Annotated in this window: 19 protein-coding genes; 10 read left to right on the forward strand and 9 right to left on the reverse strand. The window is 65.2% G+C overall.

Going from position 1 to position 17,514, the window contains the following annotated elements:
- On the forward strand, positions 1-1,146 hold the full coding sequence (locus A5892_RS12015) for an acyl-CoA dehydrogenase family protein (RefSeq protein WP_150123534.1): 1,146 nt from the start codon (positions 1-3) through the stop codon (positions 1,144-1,146).
- A gap of 37 nt (positions 1,147-1,183) precedes the next feature.
- On the opposite strand, the gene A5892_RS12020 is transcribed toward A5892_RS12015, so the two are convergent.
- Complete coding sequence (locus tag A5892_RS12020; protein ID WP_223302646.1) at positions 1,184-2,140, reverse strand: ABC transporter substrate-binding protein; 957 nt, start codon at positions 2,138-2,140, stop codon at positions 1,184-1,186.
- Between the two features lie 476 nt (positions 2,141-2,616).
- Here A5892_RS12020 and A5892_RS12025 point away from each other — a divergent pair, with 476 nt between their 5' ends.
- The 8 genes from A5892_RS12025 to yidD all read left to right on the forward strand — a co-directional run bounded on the left by A5892_RS12025 (position 2,617) and on the right by yidD (position 9,189).
- The gene (locus A5892_RS12025; protein ID WP_223302647.1) at positions 2,617-3,534 is read left to right on the forward strand and encodes an ABC transporter substrate-binding protein; all 918 of its coding nucleotides are present in this window, start codon (positions 2,617-2,619) and stop codon (positions 3,532-3,534) included.
- Entirely contained in the window at positions 3,531-4,169 is a 639-nt protein-coding gene (locus A5892_RS12030) for a cysteine dioxygenase (protein WP_064123008.1), read from the forward strand. Before A5892_RS12025 ends, A5892_RS12030 begins: the two co-directional genes overlap by 4 nt.
- Positions 4,166-5,818: a rhodanese-like domain-containing protein gene (locus A5892_RS12035; RefSeq protein WP_064123009.1), complete on the forward strand. Its 1,653-nt coding sequence runs from the start codon at positions 4,166-4,168 to the stop codon at positions 5,816-5,818. The genes A5892_RS12030 and A5892_RS12035 overlap by 4 nt, the downstream gene beginning before the upstream one ends.
- Before the next feature lie 79 nt (positions 5,819-5,897).
- On the forward strand, positions 5,898-6,995 hold the full coding sequence (locus tag A5892_RS12040; RefSeq protein WP_064123010.1) for an LLM class flavin-dependent oxidoreductase: 1,098 nt from the start codon (positions 5,898-5,900) through the stop codon (positions 6,993-6,995).
- Positions 6,996-7,025: 30 nt separating this feature from the next.
- Positions 7,026-7,814, forward strand: coding sequence for a class II aldolase/adducin family protein (locus tag A5892_RS12045; protein ID WP_064123011.1), 789 nt, complete (start codon positions 7,026-7,028; stop codon positions 7,812-7,814).
- 90 nt (positions 7,815-7,904) lie between these two features.
- Positions 7,905-8,375 (forward strand): Fur family transcriptional regulator, encoded by a 471-nt coding sequence (locus tag A5892_RS12050; protein WP_027349174.1) that lies wholly within the window; start codon positions 7,905-7,907, stop codon positions 8,373-8,375.
- A 48-nt stretch (positions 8,376-8,423) separates the two neighbouring features.
- Positions 8,424-8,867 carry a phosphoribosyl-AMP cyclohydrolase gene (gene hisI, locus A5892_RS12055; protein ID WP_064123012.1) on the forward strand — a complete coding sequence of 148 codons (444 nt, stop codon included), beginning with the start codon at positions 8,424-8,426 and terminating at the stop codon, positions 8,865-8,867.
- Positions 8,854-9,189: a membrane protein insertion efficiency factor YidD gene (gene yidD / locus A5892_RS12060; RefSeq protein WP_064123013.1), complete on the forward strand. Its 336-nt coding sequence runs from the start codon at positions 8,854-8,856 to the stop codon at positions 9,187-9,189. The genes hisI and yidD overlap by 14 nt, the downstream gene beginning before the upstream one ends.
- Here the strand turns inward: yidD and A5892_RS12065 are convergent, their stop codons facing one another.
- Complete coding sequence (locus tag A5892_RS12065; protein WP_064123014.1) at positions 9,190-9,606, reverse strand: SufE family protein; 417 nt, start codon at positions 9,604-9,606, stop codon at positions 9,190-9,192.
- Between the two features lie 63 nt (positions 9,607-9,669).
- Complete coding sequence (locus tag A5892_RS12070; RefSeq protein WP_411431750.1) at positions 9,670-10,821, reverse strand: tyrosine-type recombinase/integrase; 1,152 nt, start codon at positions 10,819-10,821, stop codon at positions 9,670-9,672.
- Between the two features lie 269 nt (positions 10,822-11,090).
- Here A5892_RS12070 and A5892_RS12075 point away from each other — a divergent pair, with 269 nt between their 5' ends.
- Complete coding sequence (locus tag A5892_RS12075; RefSeq protein ID WP_064123015.1) at positions 11,091-12,491, forward strand: amidase family protein; 1,401 nt, start codon at positions 11,091-11,093, stop codon at positions 12,489-12,491.
- 17 nt (positions 12,492-12,508) lie between these two features.
- Here the strand turns inward: A5892_RS12075 and A5892_RS12080 are convergent, their stop codons facing one another.
- The 6 genes from A5892_RS12080 to A5892_RS12105 form a co-directional block, all read right to left on the reverse strand.
- Positions 12,509-12,760, reverse strand: a complete 252-nt coding sequence (locus A5892_RS12080) for a hypothetical protein (RefSeq protein WP_064123016.1) — start codon at positions 12,758-12,760, stop codon at positions 12,509-12,511.
- Positions 12,761-13,016: 256 nt separating this feature from the next.
- Complete coding sequence (locus A5892_RS12085; RefSeq protein WP_064123017.1) at positions 13,017-13,487, reverse strand: nuclear transport factor 2 family protein; 471 nt, start codon at positions 13,485-13,487, stop codon at positions 13,017-13,019.
- 119 nt (positions 13,488-13,606) lie between these two features.
- Entirely contained in the window at positions 13,607-14,095 is a 489-nt protein-coding gene (gene cynS, locus A5892_RS12090; protein WP_064123018.1) for a cyanase, read from the reverse strand.
- Positions 14,092-15,117, reverse strand: a complete 1,026-nt coding sequence (locus tag A5892_RS12095) for an ABC transporter ATP-binding protein (protein ID WP_223302648.1) — start codon at positions 15,115-15,117, stop codon at positions 14,092-14,094. Before A5892_RS12095 ends, cynS begins: the two co-directional genes overlap by 4 nt.
- 10 nt (positions 15,118-15,127) lie before the next feature.
- The gene (gene ntrB, locus A5892_RS12100; RefSeq protein ID WP_064123019.1) at positions 15,128-15,967 is read right to left on the reverse strand and encodes a nitrate ABC transporter permease; all 840 of its coding nucleotides are present in this window, start codon (positions 15,965-15,967) and stop codon (positions 15,128-15,130) included.
- Entirely contained in the window at positions 15,964-17,235 is a 1,272-nt protein-coding gene (locus A5892_RS12105; RefSeq protein WP_223302649.1) for a CmpA/NrtA family ABC transporter substrate-binding protein, read from the reverse strand. The genes ntrB and A5892_RS12105 overlap by 4 nt, the downstream gene beginning before the upstream one ends.
- Positions 17,236-17,514: the final 279 nt, after the last annotated feature.

Genomic DNA, 17,514 nt, shown 5'->3' on the forward strand with positions numbered 1-17,514 from the left:
ATGCCCGAGCAGTTCGAATCCCCCCGCGCTGCGCTGAGCGATGAGGCTTTGGCGTCGCTGAGCGCTGCACTGGCCGAAAGCGCCGAGCGCTATGATCGCAGCGGTGATTTCCCCCACGCCAATTTTCGCCTGCTCGCGGACGCCGGCCTTTTGGCGCTCACCGTGCCGGTGGAGCATGGCGGCCAGGGTGCGACGCTTGCCGAGGTCCGCCGGGTGATCGGTGCGGTGGCGCGTGGTGAGCCATCGACCGCGCTAATCCTGGCGATGCAGTATCTGCAGCAATTGGAGCTGCACGCCAGTCCGCGCTGGCCGGCAGAGCTCAAGCGACGCCTGGCGCGCGGCGCGATCGAGAATGGCGAGCTGATCAACGCACTGCGGGTCGAGCCCGATCTCGGTACGCCGCTGCGCGGCGGAGTACCGGCCACTACCGCGCGGCGCAGCGGCGATCACTGGGTGATCAGCGGAGTGAAGCGCTACTCGACCGGCTTCCCGGGGTTGAGCTGGCTCAACGTCTGGGCCGCCAGCGACGATCCCGATCCGCTGGTCGGCTTTTGGCTGGTCCCGGCTGGATCGCCGGGGATCAGCGTCAGCGAGCGCTGGGACCATCTGGGCATGCGTGCGACCAACAGCCACGATGTGCGCTTCGACGAGGTCGAGGTGCCGCTCGATCATGCCGTCGACGTCCGCCCGTTGAGCGAGCTCGTGCCTTCCCAAGGCGACAAGACGCTGTGGCTCAACGTACTGCTGTCCACGCTCTATGACGCGGTGGCGCGCAACGCCCGCGACTGCTTCCGCGATTGGCTCCAATCGCGTGTGCCGACCAATCTGGGCGCCCCTTTGGCGAGCCTGCCGCGCTTCCAGGAGGTCCTCGGGCGGATCGATGGGCTGCTGTTCTCCAACCGGGTGCTGCTCGAGGCTGGCGAGCGCGACGAGCTCGACGGCGTGGAAGCGGCGCAGCTCAAGCGGCTGGTCTGCGAACAGGCGATCGAAGCGGTGTCGATCGCGATCGAGGCGAGCGGTAACCCTGGGCTATCGCGGCGCAGCGCCTTGGAGCGACACTACCGCGATGTGCTCTGCGCAAGGATCCACTCGCCCCAGGCCGACATCGTATTGGTCCAGGCCGGCAAGGCGGCACTGCGGCGATGATCCGATCACCGCGCTGTTGCCATTCGCAGCGCCAGGTTCATGGGCTCTCGGCGAAGAAGTCGTGAGCATCGAGGTGGGTGGGAATCAGTCCCGCCTGCTGGTAGAGGTCGATCACGTTCTGCTGGCGAGCCACCACCTCCGCGCTGATCGGCTCGGGCGTATTGTCGTTGCGCTCGATGGTGGCAGCGGCTACGTCGAGAGGCAGTCCGGTCACCTTGGCGAACGCCTCGGCGTAGGCCTGCCGGTGCTCGCGCCCCCACTCTCGCGCCTGGGCCAACCGTTCGGCGAAGTCATCGAGCGCGGCGCGCTTCTCGGCGAGCGCTGAGTCGCTCGCGACGAAGTAGGTCCTGCTGCGCAAGGTGGCGATCTCTCGGGTGCCCTGCTGCTTGGCGGAAAACGACACATAGGGCTCCCAAGTACCGACCGCATCGACGTCGCCGCGGCTGAGCGCCAACGAGGCCTCGGCCGGGGTCAGGTAGATCAGCGAGACATCGTGCGCCGAAAGTCCCGCCTTGCCGAGCTGGTCGAGCACGATCAAATGCCCGATCGAGCCCCTGGCAACGCCGATCCGCTTGCCGGCGAGATCGCCGACCGAGTGGAGCGCCGCGTCGCCCGGCACGATGATCGACAGGCCATCGGAGTGGTAGGCCGAAAGCGCCTTTGCCTCGAGACCGGCGGCGATCGCGAAGGTCAGCGGTGCGTCGCCGACACTGCCAGCGTCCAGTGAGCCGACCCGCAGCGCCTCGAGCAGCGGCGCCGCGCTGGCGAATTCGTGCCAATTGACCTGGTAGTCGGCGCCCTGCAAAGCGCCGGAGGCCTCGAGGATCGCTTGGGCATTGCCCTTCTGATCGCCGATCTCGAGCGTGGTGGCTGCCTGCGCCGAAAGCGCCGCCCACCAGGGCAGCGCGCAGAGCGAAAGCATCAGCCAGCGACGGCCCCAGCCGGAGCGAAGAGTGTCGGTGCGGTTGGTGAAAATCGGGATCGAGCCAAGCATCAGGCATCTTCCTTGGGAAGGGTTCGAGTGGATTCGCACCCGCGCTTCAAGTCCGCGGATACGTTGGCCACACGCTATGGACTGACTCCGATGCACTGAAATATTCATTTCAGCTATGCAAATTCCCGATATCCGCATATTCAATAATATTCAGACATAAGTGCCATTCATATATGGCCGCCGCAGCGATGATTAATAGCGCTATAAGCAGATATCTCGCGACGATATCAACTCATGCGCAATACATATTTAGATTGTCGCCAACGACTGGTTACCCTCGAATTTCATCGCGGTTTCGCCGACACCTCTTTCTTCTCTCTGGTCCACTTGCGCTTATGCACTCTTTTCTACGCTGGTACGAAGTTCTCTCGCTGCTTTGCCGCCGAACCACCTCCCCTCGCGCAAGCCGACAGTACGGTTTCATGCTGTGCGCCGTGTTCGCTCTGGCGTCGAGTGCATACCTCGTCGATAGCCCCATGGTGCGAGCCGAGCAGCCGCCGGGCCGAACCACGCTGGTGCTGGGTGATCAGGTCAAGACCGTACAGACCTTGGTCGAGGCCGCCGGTGTGATGGAGGATGCGCCTTACGACTATCGCTGGGCGAGCTTCCAGGGCGCGGCGCCGCTGTTCGAGGCGCTTCGCGCAGGTGCGGTGGATACCGCGATGGCGGGAGACTTGCCGGTGCTCGCTGCCGCCAGCGGCGACGCACCAATGAAGATCATCGCCACTCGCCAGGGCGAACCCAGCTCGCTGGGGATCGTGGTCCAGCGCGAGTCGTCGATCGGCTCGGTCGCCGATCTCGAGGGGCGCCAGGTGGTGGTCTCCTCGGCGCGAGGCAGCGTTTCCCAGTACCAGCTCTACGGCGCGCTGCGCGAAGCCGGGCTCGAGCCCGACGACGTCGAAGTACGTTTCGTCCTGCCCACCGATGCGATGGCGGCGTTCAACAGCGGCCAGATCGACGCCTGGGCAACCTTCGATCCCTACTTCGCCATCGCCGTCGAGCAGGGGGCACGCGTATTGCGCGACGGCACCGGGATCAATCCAACGCTTGGCTTCATCACCGCGGCCGAGGGTTCGCTGGAAGATCCGGCCAAGCGCGCAGCCATCGAGGATTTCCTTCAGCGCCTGGCGAGGGCGGGTGATTGGGCTCGCGCCAATCCTGAGCGCTATGGCGCCGCGGTAGCGCGCCAGACCCGGCTTCCAGAGCCTACCGCGCTCGAAGTCAGCCGCCGCTCCGCCTACGCCACCCGAGCCCTGTCCGATCAGGACATCGCCACCTTGCAGCAGCTCGCCGACAGCGCGGTGCGCGACAACATCCTTCCCCGCGCCATCGATGTGGCCGCGCTGAGCGATCAGCGGCTGCTCGAGCAACAACACGCCCCGGAGGCCCCATGACTGAAGCGATCCGCTCTACTTCAAGCGCTGCGCCATCCCCTCAGGGCGGTATCGCTCGGCTGCGCGATTTCGTGATCGATTTTTCGACGCTGCTAGATGCGTCGCCGAGCGAGGCGCAGATTCTCGACCAGGGCGGCGCACTGCTGGCCAGCCTGGTACGCCATGATGACTGGCTGCCGGACGAATACGCCGCTCCCCATCCCGAGTACTACAGCCAGTACCTGCTCTACGCCGATGCCAGCGAGCGATTCTCGGTGGTCAGCTTCGTCTGGGGTCCTGGGCAGCGCACTCCGATTCACGATCACGCGACCTGGGGGCTGATCGGCATGCTGCGTGGCGAGGAGCGCTCGCAGCGCTTCATTCACGATCAGGGCCGCTGGCTGCCCCATCGCCATCCCGACCATCTGCGGCCCGGCGATATCGACCGGCTGTCACCGAGTGCCGGAGACGTCCACCAGGTCAGCAACGCGTTCGACGACCAAGTCTCGATCAGCATCCACGTCTACGGCGGCAACATCGGCGCGATCCGGCGCTCGGTGTTCACTGCCGATGGCGAACGAAAACCCTTCATTTCCGGTTACTCGAACGATCGCATCCCCAATCTATGGGACAGATCCAAGGAGCGCAGACCATGAGCAACGCCCTGCTGGACAAGGCACCCTCCTCCACCGACCGCGCCGACGCCGCAGGCGTTGCGCTTCTCGACTTCGCAAGCGGCGTCGAGCGGATCAAGCGGCGGTTGATCGAAGGCGAAGAGATCGCACTGCTCGACGTCCGCGAGGAGGCTGAGCATGCCACCGGGCATCCCCTGTTCGCGAGCCACCTGGCGCTGTCGAATCTCGAGCTGCACGTGTACGCACGGCTGCCGAGACGCGAGGTGCCGATCGTGACCTTCGACGCCGGCGGCGATGATGATCGCGCGGTGCGCGCGGCGATCCGTCTGCGCGCGCTCGGCTACAGCGACGTGACGGTATTCGAGCAGGGAGTGGCCGGCTGGGTCGCAGGGGGCGGCGAGCCGTTCATCGATGTCAACGCACCGAGCAAGGCGTTCGGCGAGCTGGTCGAGAGCGAGCGCCATACGCCGTCGCTGTCGGCGGACGAGCTCAAGGCACTGATCGAAAGCGATACGCCGCCGGTGATCCTCGATGCCCGCCGCTTCGAGGAGTACCAGAACATGAGCATCCCCACCGGGGTCAGCGTACCCGGTGCCGAGCTCGCGCTGCGGGTAGCGGCGCTGGCGCCGGACCCGGCGACTCGAGTGGTGGTCAACTGTGCCGGTCGTACCCGCAGCATCATCGGTACCCAGTCGCTGATCAACGTCGGCATCCCCAACCGGGTAGAGGCGCTGCGCAACGGTACCATCGGCTGGACGCTCGCCGGGCACGCCCTGGAGCATGGCCAGACTCGCCGCTACACCGACACCGCCGCCGCCCCCGAGCTACGCGCCAAGGCACGCAAGCTTGCCGATCGCGCCGGGGTTCGTCGCGCCGATGAGCGCGTGCTTTCAGGCTTTCGCGCCGATACCGCGCGCACCACCTACTACCTCGACGTGCGCAGTCCGCAGGAGTTCCTCGCCGGCCACCTGGCGGGGTTTCTCAGTGCTCCTGGCGGACAGCTGGTCCAGGAAACCGAGGCGGTGGCCAGCGTGCGCGGTGCGCGGATCGTGCTCAGCGACGATGATGGCGTGCGGGCCAATCTCACCGGCCACTGGCTGGCGCAGATGAACTGGGAAGTATGGGTGCACGACCAGGTCGAGCCGCAGCGGTTGACCGCCCAGGGCTCAAAACCGTCGCTGCCGGCCCACCGCGAAGTGCCTTTGGTGACGCCGCGCCAGCTGGCGCAGTGGCTCGAAGACGGGGAGCCGGTCGGTGTGTTCGATCTGACCTCCAGCGCCAACTACGTCGCCGGCCACATTCCCGGCGCGGCCTACGTACAGCGCGCCGAGCTCGCCCGCCTGCTCGGCGCGGATCGTCCCGAACGGGTGGTGCTCACCTGCGGCAGCAGCCTGCTCGCCGGCTACGCCGCCGCCGAACTGCTCGACCTCGGTTTCGATGACGTCGCGGTGCTCGATGGCGGCAACCAGGCCTGGCGTTCGGAAGGACTGCCGCTGGAGAGCGGTGAAACCCGCCTGCTCTCAGCTCGCCGCGACCGCTATCGCCGTCCCTACGAGGGTCACGACAATCCGCGCGAGGCGATGGAAGCCTACCTGGAGTGGGAATTCGGCCTGGTCGAGCAGCTCCAGCGCGATGGCACCCACGGTTTCAAGGTGCTTGGCCCGGCCTGAGCCGGGCGGATGCAGCACGGCCGCGAATCCGCCGCCAATCACCCCATGTCTGGCCCTCGAGGCCCAAGGAGTATTTTCCATGCCGGTTGAATTCATCGGTTTCGTCGGTAATCACGCAGGCTCCGAAAGCCTCGCCGCCGAAGGCGCACCGCTCGATCTGGATTACGTCGAGACCCTGGCCAAGGCCCAGGAGCAAGGCGGCTTCGATCGCGTATTGCTCGCCTTCCACTCGAACTCTCCAGAGAGCCTGCTGGTCGCCCAGCACGTTGCCGCCCATACCCATCGGCTCGGCCTGATGATCGCCCATCGCCCGGGTTTCAATGCCCCGAGCATCGTCGCCCGCCAGCTCGCCACCCTCGATCACATCAGCCGCGGCAGGACCGCGGTGCACATCATCACCGGTGGTAATGACCAGGAGCTCAAGGCCGATGGCGACTACCTCACCAAGGCGCAGCGCTACGCGCGCGCCAAAGAGTATCTCGACATCCTGCGCGCTGAATGGACCAGCGATGAACCGTTCGACTATCGCGGCGCCTACTATCGCGTCGACGGTGCGCACTCGCAGATCAAGCCGTTCGATCGCGGCCGTGGCATTCCGGTCTACTTCGGCGGTGCCTCCGACGAGGCGATCGAAGTCGCCGGCCGGCACGCCGATATCTATGCACTGTGGGGCGAAAGCCTGGCCCAGGTCGATGAGCTGCTCAACCGCGTGCGCGAGGCAGCGCGCGTCCATCGGCGCTCGCCGCGCTTCAGCCTGTCGCTGCGTCCGATCATCGCCGATACCGAAGAGGCGGCCTGGGACAAGGCGCGGCGGATTCTCGAGCGGGCTCGGGCGCTGCGCGGCGATCATGCCTATGCACCTCCGCAGAACGCCGGCTCCCAGCGGCTGCTCGAGGCGGCCGCCAAGGGCGAGCGGATCGACCAGAGGCTTTGGACCGGGATCGCCGCGCTGACCGGTGCCCAGGGCAACTCAACCGCGCTGGTCGGGACCCCGGAGCAAGTCAGCGAGGCGATGCTCGACTACTACGACCTCGGCATATCCACCTTCCTGATCCGCGGTTTCGACCCGCTGGTCGATGCGATCGACTATGGCCGCGAGCTGCTGCCGCGAGTACACGCCAAGGTGGCCGAACGCGAAAGAGCGACGCAGGTTTCGGCGGGGCTCGCCTCGGCCTGACCCCCCCTTCATTCTTCAGTGGAGAACCCCATGAGTAGCGCTACGGCACAATCGCCACGTCCAGGTTTCGCTCTGCACTACCGCGAGAGCTCGAGCGACATCGAAGCGGAGCGGCTGCATCGCAAGCAGCGCTTGGCGGCGACCTTTCGTCTGTTCGCACGCTATGGCTTCGACCAGGGACTCGCAGGCCACGTCACCGTGCGCGATCCCGAGTTTCCCGAACGTTTCTGGATCAATCCGCTTGGCCAGCACTTCGCGACGATTCGGGTCAGCGACCTGCAGCTGGTCGATCATCAAGGCGAGATCCTGATCGGCGATCGCCCGATCAACAACGCCGGATTCGTGATCCACTCGGCGATCCACGCAGCCCACCCGGAGGTCCTCGCCGCCGCCCACACCCATTCGACCTACGGCAAGGCGTGGGCGGCGCTGGGGCGCCGGCTCGATCCGATCAGCCAGGATGCTTGCGCGTTCTTCGACGACCATGAGGTATTCGATCCCTTTAGCGGGGTCGTGCTCGAACCGAGCGAAGGCGAGCGGCTCGCCGCCACCCTGGGCCGGCGCAAGGCGTTGATCCTCAAGAACCATGGGCTTTTGACCGTGGGACCGACGATCGAGGCGGCGGCCTGGTGGTTCATCAGCATGGACAACGCTGCGCGCACCCAGCTGCTCGCCGAAGCGGCCGGAGAAGTGCAGCTGATCGACGAGCAGACGGCGCGGCTGACCGCAAGCCAGGTCGGCACCCACAAAGGGGGCTATTTCAGCTTCCAGCCGCTCTATCAATGGATCACCCAGGCCGAGCCGGAGCTGCTCGACTAGGTGGCGAAGGAGCCTCCCGCCGGAGGACGTGACGAGTCGCCGTAGCGAAGTGGTATACTATTGCGTCACTGGTCGCGTCCGGGAGACTCCATGCACTGTGATCATACGGCCTCGGCCGAACAGCTGGTCGATATCGCCGAACAGCGCTGCCGCGAACTGGGCGTGCGCTTCACTCCGATTCGCCGCCGCGTGTTCGAGTTGGTCAGCGATACGCCGGGTGGGCTCAAGGCCTACGAACTGCTGGATCGCCTCTCCACCGAACACGCCTCGGCGCGTCCGCCGACGGTCTATCGCGCGCTCGACTTCCTGATGGAGCAAGGGCTGGTCCACCGCATCGAGTCGCAGAACGCGTTCGTCGCCTGCCCCTGCCCCGAGCCACGTCCCGACCATCACGGCGGTTTCCAGCTGATGATCTGCCGCGCCTGCGGACGGGTGGAGGAGATGCACCGGTTGGAGGTCACCGCGCTGATGTCGCAGCTGGTCGCCGAGCATGGCTATACCCTCGAGCGTCAGACCGTCGAACTGGTCGGCCTCTGCCCAGACTGCCGCTCGGCAGCCTGAGCCGCCCTCCTCGCTCCTTTTCGCTTTCGATTCACGGAGAAATCAGTTTTGTCCGCCGCCACTTTCAAAGCCCTCGAAACCGCCGCTCCAGGTGATCGGCTCGCCCTCGATGCCCTGCTCGACGCGATGCCCTGGAACGAAGATGGCCTGGTTCCAGCAATCGCGCAGCAGTACGACGATGGCGAGGTGCTGATGGTGGCGTGGATGAATCGCGACACCCTGCTCGAGACGCTGCGCGAACGGAGGGTCTGCTACTGGTCGCGCTCGCGCGCCAAACCCTGGCGCAAGGGGGAAAGCTCAGGGCAGGTGCAGCAGCTGGTCGAGGCATACCTCGACTGCGACGGCGATACCCTGCTGCTCAAGGTCGACCAGACCGGGCCTGCCTGCCATACCGGCCGGCGCAGCTGCTTCTATACCCGACTCGATGGCGACGGCGGCGAAGTGGTCAGCGCGCCGCTGATCGACCCCGCGACGCTGTATGGCCCCCGCTGAGCCCTCATCACGACTGGTGCGCTGGGTAAGCCGCCCGTTGATCTGGCTGGTCCGCGGCTATCAGTACCTGATCAGCCCACTCCTCGGTCCGCGCTGCCGCTTCTGGCCGAGCTGCTCGAGCTATGCGATCGAGGCGATCGAGACCCACGGGCCGCTGCGCGGGGGCTGGCTGGCGCTGAAGCGAATCCTCAAATGCCACCCTTGGCACCCTGGTGGGGTCGACCCAGTGCCTTCGCGACCGATGCGTTCAAGACCGATGCCTTCGAGAAAGATACCGCCGCGGGATGAAGACGGCTGCGATTGCCATCGGCGGCGGCGCTGATCAGCCCCGCGCCTCGCGCTCGGCCACCTGGTAGATGTGGGCGAGCATCGCATGCAGCCCATTGTTGCGGGTGGGCGAAAGGTGCTGCTCGAGGCCGAGCTGCTTGAATGCGTCAGGGGGGGTCGCAAGGATCTCCTCGGCGGAGCGATCGTTGTAGATCCGCATCACCACCGCGATCAGGCCAGCGACGATCGCCGCGTCGGAAGTGGCATCGAAGTGCAGTACGTCACCCTCGCGCTGGTGATGGATCCAGACATTGGACTGGCAGCCTTCGATCCGGTACTGCGCGACCTTCCACTCATCCGGCAGCGGCGGCAGCTCCCTGCCGAGATCGATGATGTACTGATAGCGGTCCATCCAGTTGTCGAAGAAACCGAACTCTTCGATCAGCTCGGCCTTGGCCTGTTCGGTGCTCATGCCTGCTCCTTGGAAAAATTGGCCGCGATTATAGCGCTGCTCGCGCTTGCCCGGGAGGCTGGTTCAACCGCTGGGTTCGAGCCGATGGCCGGATACTTGCCGCTGCCACTCCTCGGCTTCGGTGTGCAGATAGCGCGCGGTGGTGTCGAGGCGTGCGTGTCGTGCGCTCTGCGCCAGGTAGCGCAGCTCGACGCCGTGCTGGGCCTGGTGGGTGAGCGATGTGTGGCGCAGCCAGTGCGGCGTCGCGGCACGCAGCGCGGCCAGCTGCTCGGGGCGAGCGTCGCCTCGTCGTTCGAGCGCCTGGGCCGCGGCCTGGAAGGCGGCCTTGATCAGCCGGTAGAGCTGGTTGTCGCCGAGCGGACGCTCTCCATCGAGGCCGCGCAGCAGCGGCTCGTGTTCGAAGGCTCCCGGCTGCGCCGCAAGCCCCAGTTCGCCACGCCAGACAGCCAGCGCTTGAAGCATTTCGGCGGGTACCGGCAGCGCCGCTCGCTTGTCACCCTTGCCGGTCACCTCCCACCACCAGTGGCCTTCACGCAGACGAAAGTCGCTCATCCGGGCGGCGGCGATCTCGCTGATCCTCGGTGCGAGCAGGTAGGCGAAGGCGAACACGAAGCGGATCCGCTGGGCCTCGAAACGCGGCCGCCCCGAGGGCGCCGCAGCGGCGCGCTGATCGATCCAGTGCCAGAGCCAGCTCCAAAGCGGCCGTTCCAGGTAGCGTTCGACCCGGCCTTGGCGATTGTCGAGCCGCCGTCCCTTGTCGCGGACCAGCCGGAACGGATTGTGCGCCACCCAGCCCGCCTCCTGCAGCCATGCGAACATTCCCTGCAGGATCACCAGGCTCTGGCGCCGGCTGGCGGCACCGAGCGGGCCGCGAAAAGGACGCCAGTCCGGGTCGCTGCGCCGCCTGGTCGGGCCGATCCAGCGCTCGCTCGGGCGCGGGTCGGCGAGAAAAGCCTCGAAGTCGGCGAGCCGTCTTCGGTCGAGTTCGGAGAGTCCGAGTCCATGATCCGCGAGCCAAAGCAACAGCCGCTCGGCCTCCTTGCGGTAGTGGCGCTGAGTTCGCGGACTGAGCCGGTACTCGGCGAGCCACAGGCCTACCGCGGCCACGTCGTGCTCGGCGTCGATCCGTGCCCCGGCGGGCGCGGGGCGCATGAGCCCGGTGCCCGTCGCTTCTAGCGGCAGGCGCAGTGCGACTTCTCCTCGGGGCTCGGTCACCGTTGCTCCTTGTTCATCCATTCAGTGGTCGATGCGACGCTGACAGTCTAGCGCCGCGCAGGCGCCGGCCCAAGCGACTTGGCCCGCGAGCGGGCCGCGAAGCGCAGCACTGCTGATGTACCCTCTGTTGATGCACCCTCTGTTGTAGTATGACGACTGGGCTTTAACGGGGATGAGTGCGTCGACTCGGCGTCACCCATATCAACGTCCACAACGACATCGATAACGACCATCGACAACAGCCATCGACAACAACAAGGAGCAGATCGATGAGTGAAGTATGGCGCCTCTCGGCGACTGAACTGGCGACACGCATCCGCGGTCGTGAAATCTCGGCATCGGAGGCCGCCGAGGCCGCGCTGTCCCGGCTCGACCAGGTCAATCCAGCGATCAATGCGGTCGTCGACCATGACCCTGAACAAGTGCTGCGCTGCGCCCGCGAGATCGATGTCCGGCTGGCCGAGGGTGAGCGGCTCGGACCGCTCGCTGGTGTGCCGATCACGGTCAAGGTCAATGTCGACCAGCAGGGATTCGCCACCACCAATGGGGTGAAGCTGCAGCGTGAGCTGATCGCCGAACAGGACAACCCGGTGGTCGCCAATCTGAAGCGCGCCGGTGCGGTCATCGTCGGGCGTACCAACACCCCGGCGTTCAGCTACCGCTGGTTCACCGACAACCTGCTCCACGGCGCGACCCTCAACCCACGCGATCCAAGCCTGACCCCGGGCGGCTCATCCGGCGGTGCCGCGGCGGCGGTCACCGCGGGCATCGGCCATCTTGCCCATGGTACCGACATCGCGGGGTCGATTCGCTACCCCGCCGCGGCCTGCGGCGTCCACGGGCTGCGTCCCAGCCTGGGCCGAGTGCCGGCCTTCAACGCCTCCTCGCCGGAGCGCGGAATAGGGCCGCAGCTGATGGCGGTCTCGGGCCCCCTGGCCCGCAGCGTCGCCGACCTGCGCCTCGGTCTCGAGGCGATGGCGAGCTTCGACCCGCGCGACCCCTGGTGGGTGCCGGCGCCGCTGACCGGGCCGCAGGTGGAGAAGCGGGTGGCGCTATGTACTCATCCGGACGGCATGGAGACCGCCCAGGTGCTGGTCGACGCGCTCGAGCGCGCAGGGGCGATCCTTGCCGAATCGGGCTGGCAGGTGGAGCGCCTCGAGCGCCTGCCACCGCTAGAGGAGGCGGCGAAGCTTCAGGTCAAGCTGTGGATGGGGGATGGTTTCGAGGCGATGTGGCGCGCGGCCGAGCGCGAGAACGACCCCGGTGCGCTGGCCGCGCTCGATGGTCAGCGCCAGGTGGCGGAGAGCTTGACCTTGCCGGACTTTTCCGCGGCGCTCACTCGCCGGGCGAGCCTGATCCGCGAATGGCAGCTGTTCCTGGTTCGCTATCCGGTGGTGCTACTTCCCAATGGGGCTGAGCCTGCGTTTCCCAACCAGCTCGATCTCAGTGGCGAAGAGGGCTACCGGAGAGTCTGGAGGTCGCAGATGCCGCAGATCGGCATTCCCCTGCTCGGGCTGCCGGCGCTTTCACTGACCACTGGGCTCGAGGGCAGCGTTCCCGTCGGCGTGCAGCTGCTCTCCTCGCGCTTTCGCGAGGATCTCTGCCTCGCCGCCGCCGAAGCGATCGAGGCCGCCGGCGTACCGGCGGCCCCGATCGATCCCCTCGTCTGACGGTTACAGGCTCAGGGTCACGCCCTGAGCCGCTGAGGCTCCTCGAGCAGCACCATGGTGATCGCACGTAGTGGATTCGCATCACGGGCGCTGCGGGTACGCCCGGTCGCGATCCACTCGCTGCCATTCCAATGCACCGAGATGTGGCGCTCGAAGGCGATCGCCATGGTGGTCTCTATCTCGTTGAGGTAATCACAGGCCGGATACATCGGTAGCTGTTCGGCCAGCGCGGCATTGAGCTCTTCGTTGGTCATCGTGGATACGCTCATCCCCCACCTCCTGCTCTCTTCCCTGCGAAGTGGATCCCCTCTGGCCAGTTAACGGCGAGGCCGTGGGTCGAAGGGCACCGCTCCCCGACTGAAATGAACGCCGCCCTCAAAGAGATATAGTCTGCGTCGCAGATTCGCTCCAGTTTCAAGCGTTTGTGTCACTTTGCCATGCCCCCTCGCTCGGTCGCACCGGCCGGATCCGGCATCCGTTGCTCGGGACGAATGCAAGTGAGCGGCGAGGCCGGTCGAATCAGAATCAGAGCCCGAGCTCGGTGAGGCCTGGGAAGTCGTCCGGACGGGGACCGCTTCCCCAGGTGAATCGGCGCTGCGCCGGGCGTATCTCGACATCGTTGATCGAGGCTTCGCGCCGACGCATCAGGCCATCGCCATCGAATTCCCACTGCTCGTTGCCGTGGGAACGGAACCAGCGGCCATCGGCGTCGCGCCATTCATACTGGAAACGTACCGCGATGCGGTTGGCGTGGAAGGCCCATAGCTCCTTGATGAGCTTGTAGTCGAGCTCTCGCTGCCACTTGCGGGTAAGGAATTCGATGATCGCTGCACGGCCGGAGAAGAACTCGGCGCGGTTTCTCCATACGCTGTCCGGGGTATAGGCGAGCGCGACCTTTTCCGGCTCCTGCAGGTTCCAGGCATCTTCGGCCTTGCGGACCTTCAGCACAGCGCTGTCAAGATCGAAGGGCGGCAAGGGTGGTCGTTGTGATGTCATGACCGGGCTCCTTCACTGGTGATGGAGGCTCGTCTTCACGAGTATGAAGCGGCTGGCGGCGCAGCGAAGGCCGCGCGCCGCCGCGGATGAAACGCGCTCGCTCGATTTTCCTTCGAGCGCTACTTCTCCTTGTAGCCCAGCGCGGGTGCGCCCTCCTCCGGCTGATGGTAGCGATAGGGCAGGAACTTGCCGGACATCACGATCCTGACCCGGTCGCCTGCTTCGTTCGGCTCCCGCTCCATCGACAAATCGAAGTCGATCGCCGACATGATGCCGTCGCCGAACTCCTCGTGGATGTACTCCTTCATCGTGGGCCCGAAGACCATCATCGCCTCATGGAAACGGTAGAGCGTCGGGTCGGTCGGAGGCACGAGGCTCTGCTCTGCGCGATACGGTACCTCCCCGAGCATCTTCTCCTCGGCGGCGCTGAGGCCGAAGAGCTCGGCGGCCTTCCTCGCTTGCGGAGGCGGCAGGCGCATCTGGCCGAGCAAGGCGGTCATGATGTAGAGCTGCGAATAGCCACCGATCGTCTCGGCGATGCTCTTCCAGCTGAGCTCGCCGTCACGCTTTGCGTCGAGGATCTTTTCGGTCAGTTCGGTGCGTTTCACGGTGATTCGTCCTTGGTCGGGTGGGTTGAAGCCGAGTGTGATGAAGCAGCGAATTGTGAAGCGGTGCAGTCCGGTGAGCCGGGATTGCCGGGTATCGCCGCGCCGCTGGTTGGACGAACCCTCGGCACGCTGCGCGCGTTCCACTCCCGGCCTTTGCTGAGTTCGTCATCGAAGCTCGCCGAGCGGGTGACGAGGAAATCCATCAAGTGATTGCGGATGTCGTAGTAGCCAGGCAGCCGGTGAAGGTCATGCCGGATACGCTCCCGCGGCAAGGTGTTCTCGACGATCTCGGCGAATCTCGCCTGGGGACCGTTGGTCATCAGCACGATCCTGTCGGCAAGGTAGATCGCCTCGTCGACGTCATGGGTGATCATCATCGCCGTCTGGCCCGAGTCCAGGCAGATTCGCCTCACCTCGTCCTGAAGCGTCCCACGCGTCAGCGCGTCGAGGGCCGAGAACGGCTCGTCCATCAACAGCGTCTTCGGTTCCAGCGCCAGCGCACGGGCGATGCCGACGCGCTGTTTCATGCCTCCGGAGAGCTCAGCCGGGCGACGCAGCGCCGAGTTGGTCAGCCCGACCAGTTCGATGAAGCGCATCGCGTGCTCGCGCACTCGCTCTCTTGGCCACTTGGGGTGGCGAGCCCCGACGGCATAGGCCACGTTGCCGAGCACCGTCATCCAAGGCAGCAGCGCATGGCCCTGAAAGATCACCGCGCGATCCAGCGAAGGCCCGGAGATCTCCTTGCCGTCGACGATCACCACCCCCGAGGAGGGCTGATCGAGACCGGCGAGGATATTGAGCACGGTGGTCTTGCCGCAGCCGGAATGGCCGATGATGCAGACGAACTCGCCGCGGTCGATCGAAAGCCAGATATCCTCGAAGATGGTCAGCGGCGCGTCCCCCTTGCTCGGATAGCGTTTGGCGATGCCTTCGATGGAGATGAGCTTGTGGTTGGCCGACATCGGGATTTCCATTTCATCGCTGCGCTGGGTACGGGTGGGCGCTAGGGGCGGTGCGGTCATCGATTCGCCCTCATTCCCTGAAGGTGACGAGGCGAGTACAGACGGCGAGCAGGCGGTCGAGCAGCATACCGATCAAACCGATCATCAGGATCGCCACGATCACATTGACGATCGACAGGTTGTTCCACTCGTTCCAGACGAAATAGCCGATACCAGTCCCACCAACGAGCATTTCCGCCGCGACGATGACCAGCCAGGCGATGCCGATGGAGATGCGCATACCGGTGAGAATCGTCGGCGCCGCCGCCGGCAGGATCACCGTGAAGGCACGCTTCAACGGCGGGATCTCCAGGGTACGGGCGACGTTGAGCCATTCCTGGCGCACATTGGCGACACCGAAGGCCGTGTTCATCAGCATCGGCCAGAGCGAGCAGATGAAGATGACGAAGATCGCCGAAGCCGATGAGTCCTGGATCGTGTAGAGCGCAAGCGGCATCCAGGCGAGTGGCGAGATCGGCTTCATGATCTGGATGAAGGGGTTGAGCGCCTTCGAGATCAGCGACGACATGCCGATCAAGAAACCGAGCGGCACAGCGACGAGCAGCGCAAGCATAAAGCCGAGCAGCACCCGGCCCAGCGAATAAGCGAGTTGAAGACCGATCCCTTTGTCGTTCGGCCCGGCATTGTAGAAGGGATCACTGAGGTGCTCCCAGAGCTTGGCGGCAAGATCGAGCGGACCCGGCATCGCCGAGGCTCCCTCGGTGACCTGCGCGCCCATGAGGGCAGCGTATTCCGGATCGAGCCCCTCTGCCCCTGCCCCACCCCGGGTGGTCAAATGCCAGACCACCAGCAGCACGGCGAGGAGAACGACGGACAGGACGCCTGCGCGGAGATTCTCGGAAGCCTTCATGTGTCCCTCCGTCTGATCTCGAACGACTCAAGGTAACCCTCGGGATCGGCTGGATCGAACTGCTTGCCCATCACCGAGAAGGTCTTGGTCGTCTGCTCCGGCGGGGTCATCCCGGATTCGGCCATCAGCCGCTTGGCGTCGGTGGCGAGATATACCTCGCGGGCGATGCTCGCGTAGTCGACCTCACCGCGAATCTGCCCCCAGCGTTTCATCTGGGTCATGATCCAGATCGCGAAGCTCTCCCATGGGAAAGGATCGAAATCGATCCGGGCGGAATCACGCTGGACGCTGCCGAGGCCGTCGGCGTAAGTACCGGTGAGCACCTGTTCGACGACCGTGACCGGTTGGTTGAGGTAGCTGGTCGGTGCGATGGCCTCGGCGATTTCGCGGCGATTGTCGATGTTCGACGCATAGGCGGTCGCCTCGATGATCGCCCTGAGCAGCGCCGCGTAAGTGTTGGGTGCTTGGGTGGCGAACGCTCGGGTCGCCGTGAAGGCGCAGCAGGGATGACCGTCCCACAGCTCCTTCGACAGCATGTGGATGAAGCCGATGCCGTCGTAGACCGCGCGCTGGTTGACCGGATCCGGGGCGAGGAAGCCATCGATGTTGTCGGCGCGCAGGTTGGCGACCATGTCGGGGGGCGGCACGACTCGGATCGAGACATCGGTGTCCGGATTGAGGCCCGCTTCGGCAAGGTAGTAGCGCAGCAGGTAGTTATGCATCGAGTAGTCGAACGGCACGGCGAAGCGCATGCCCTTCCAGTCGGCGGGGTCGCGCCGCTGCTGGTGCTTCATCGCCAGGGTGATCGCCTGGCCGTTGATGTTCTCGATCGCCGGCACCACCATCGGGATGGAACTCGATCCGACGCCCATCGAGATCGCCAGCGGCATCGGCACCAGCATCTGCGAGGCGTCGTATTCACCGTTCAAGGTCATGTCGCGGATCACCGCCCAGCCGGCGGTCTTGATCACGCTGACGTCCAGCCCCTGGCGCTCGTAGAAGCCCATCGGATGGGCCATGATGATTGGCGTGGCGCAGGTGATCGGGATGAAACCGATGTTCAGTCGGGTCTTCTCGAGCGGGCCCGTGCCCTGCGCCAGTACTTCGGAAATCATATCCACCGGCAGCAGCTGCGCGACCGCGGCGGCAGCGGTCGAGGCGCCGACGGCCTTGAGGAAGGCGCGCCGCGAGCGATCCTGAGGGAAGAGCTTGCGTATTATCGCGCTCTCGACGATTCGGGTGATCCGCGTCTCTTCACCATCGGCCACCTTGGCGGCCTCATGCCGAAGTGCCTTTTCGTGTTCGCCCTGGCTTGCATGTCCTCCGCACGAACAAGCGCCGAGACGTGTCTTCGTCTGGAAGGGATCGTCGAAAAGGCCCATGGTCGGTCTGCTCCTGGATGGTCTCGTTGGCTTATCCAGAGCAATCGCCGTGCCATTTCACGATTAAATATTTTATGTGTAAAAAACAATATCTTATCATCTATTCCCTACACCGTGACCGCATCCATATCGTTAAGTGACGATTTTTCGGTTAGCGTCATTACG

The sequence above is a fragment of the Halotalea alkalilenta genome (assembly GCF_001648175.1).
GTDB classification, from domain to species: domain Bacteria; phylum Pseudomonadota; class Gammaproteobacteria; order Pseudomonadales; family Halomonadaceae; genus Halotalea; species Halotalea alkalilenta_A.

Coding starts and splice junctions, on each gene's coding strand:
- A5892_RS12075 (WP_064123015.1), top strand. CDS start 11,091: ATGAGTGAAGTATGGCGCCTCTCGGCGACTGAACTGGCGACACGCATC.
- A5892_RS12085 (WP_064123017.1), bottom strand. CDS start 13,487: ATGACATCACAACGACCACCCTTGCCGCCCTTCGATCTTGACAGCGCT.
- A5892_RS12045 (WP_064123011.1), top strand. CDS start 7,026: ATGAGTAGCGCTACGGCACAATCGCCACGTCCAGGTTTCGCTCTGCAC.
- A5892_RS12080 (WP_064123016.1), bottom strand. CDS start 12,760: ATGAGCGTATCCACGATGACCAACGAAGAGCTCAATGCCGCGCTGGCC.
- A5892_RS12040 (WP_064123010.1), top strand. CDS start 5,898: ATGCCGGTTGAATTCATCGGTTTCGTCGGTAATCACGCAGGCTCCGAA.
- A5892_RS12030 (WP_064123008.1), top strand. CDS start 3,531: ATGACTGAAGCGATCCGCTCTACTTCAAGCGCTGCGCCATCCCCTCAG.
- A5892_RS12065 (WP_064123014.1), bottom strand. CDS start 9,606: ATGAGCACCGAACAGGCCAAGGCCGAGCTGATCGAAGAGTTCGGTTTC.
- A5892_RS12015 (WP_150123534.1), top strand. CDS start 1: ATGCCCGAGCAGTTCGAATCCCCCCGCGCTGCGCTGAGCGATGAGGCT.
- A5892_RS12095 (WP_223302648.1), bottom strand. CDS start 15,117: ATGACCGCACCGCCCCTAGCGCCCACCCGTACCCAGCGCAGCGATGAA.
- ntrB (WP_064123019.1), bottom strand. CDS start 15,967: ATGAAGGCTTCCGAGAATCTCCGCGCAGGCGTCCTGTCCGTCGTTCTC.
- A5892_RS12050 (WP_027349174.1), top strand. CDS start 7,905: ATGCACTGTGATCATACGGCCTCGGCCGAACAGCTGGTCGATATCGCC.
- A5892_RS12025 (WP_223302647.1), top strand. CDS start 2,617: ATGGTGCGAGCCGAGCAGCCGCCGGGCCGAACCACGCTGGTGCTGGGT.
- A5892_RS12020 (WP_223302646.1), bottom strand. CDS start 2,140: ATGCTTGGCTCGATCCCGATTTTCACCAACCGCACCGACACTCTTCGC.
- yidD (WP_064123013.1), top strand. CDS start 8,854: ATGGCCCCCGCTGAGCCCTCATCACGACTGGTGCGCTGGGTAAGCCGC.
- A5892_RS12035 (WP_064123009.1), top strand. CDS start 4,166: ATGAGCAACGCCCTGCTGGACAAGGCACCCTCCTCCACCGACCGCGCC.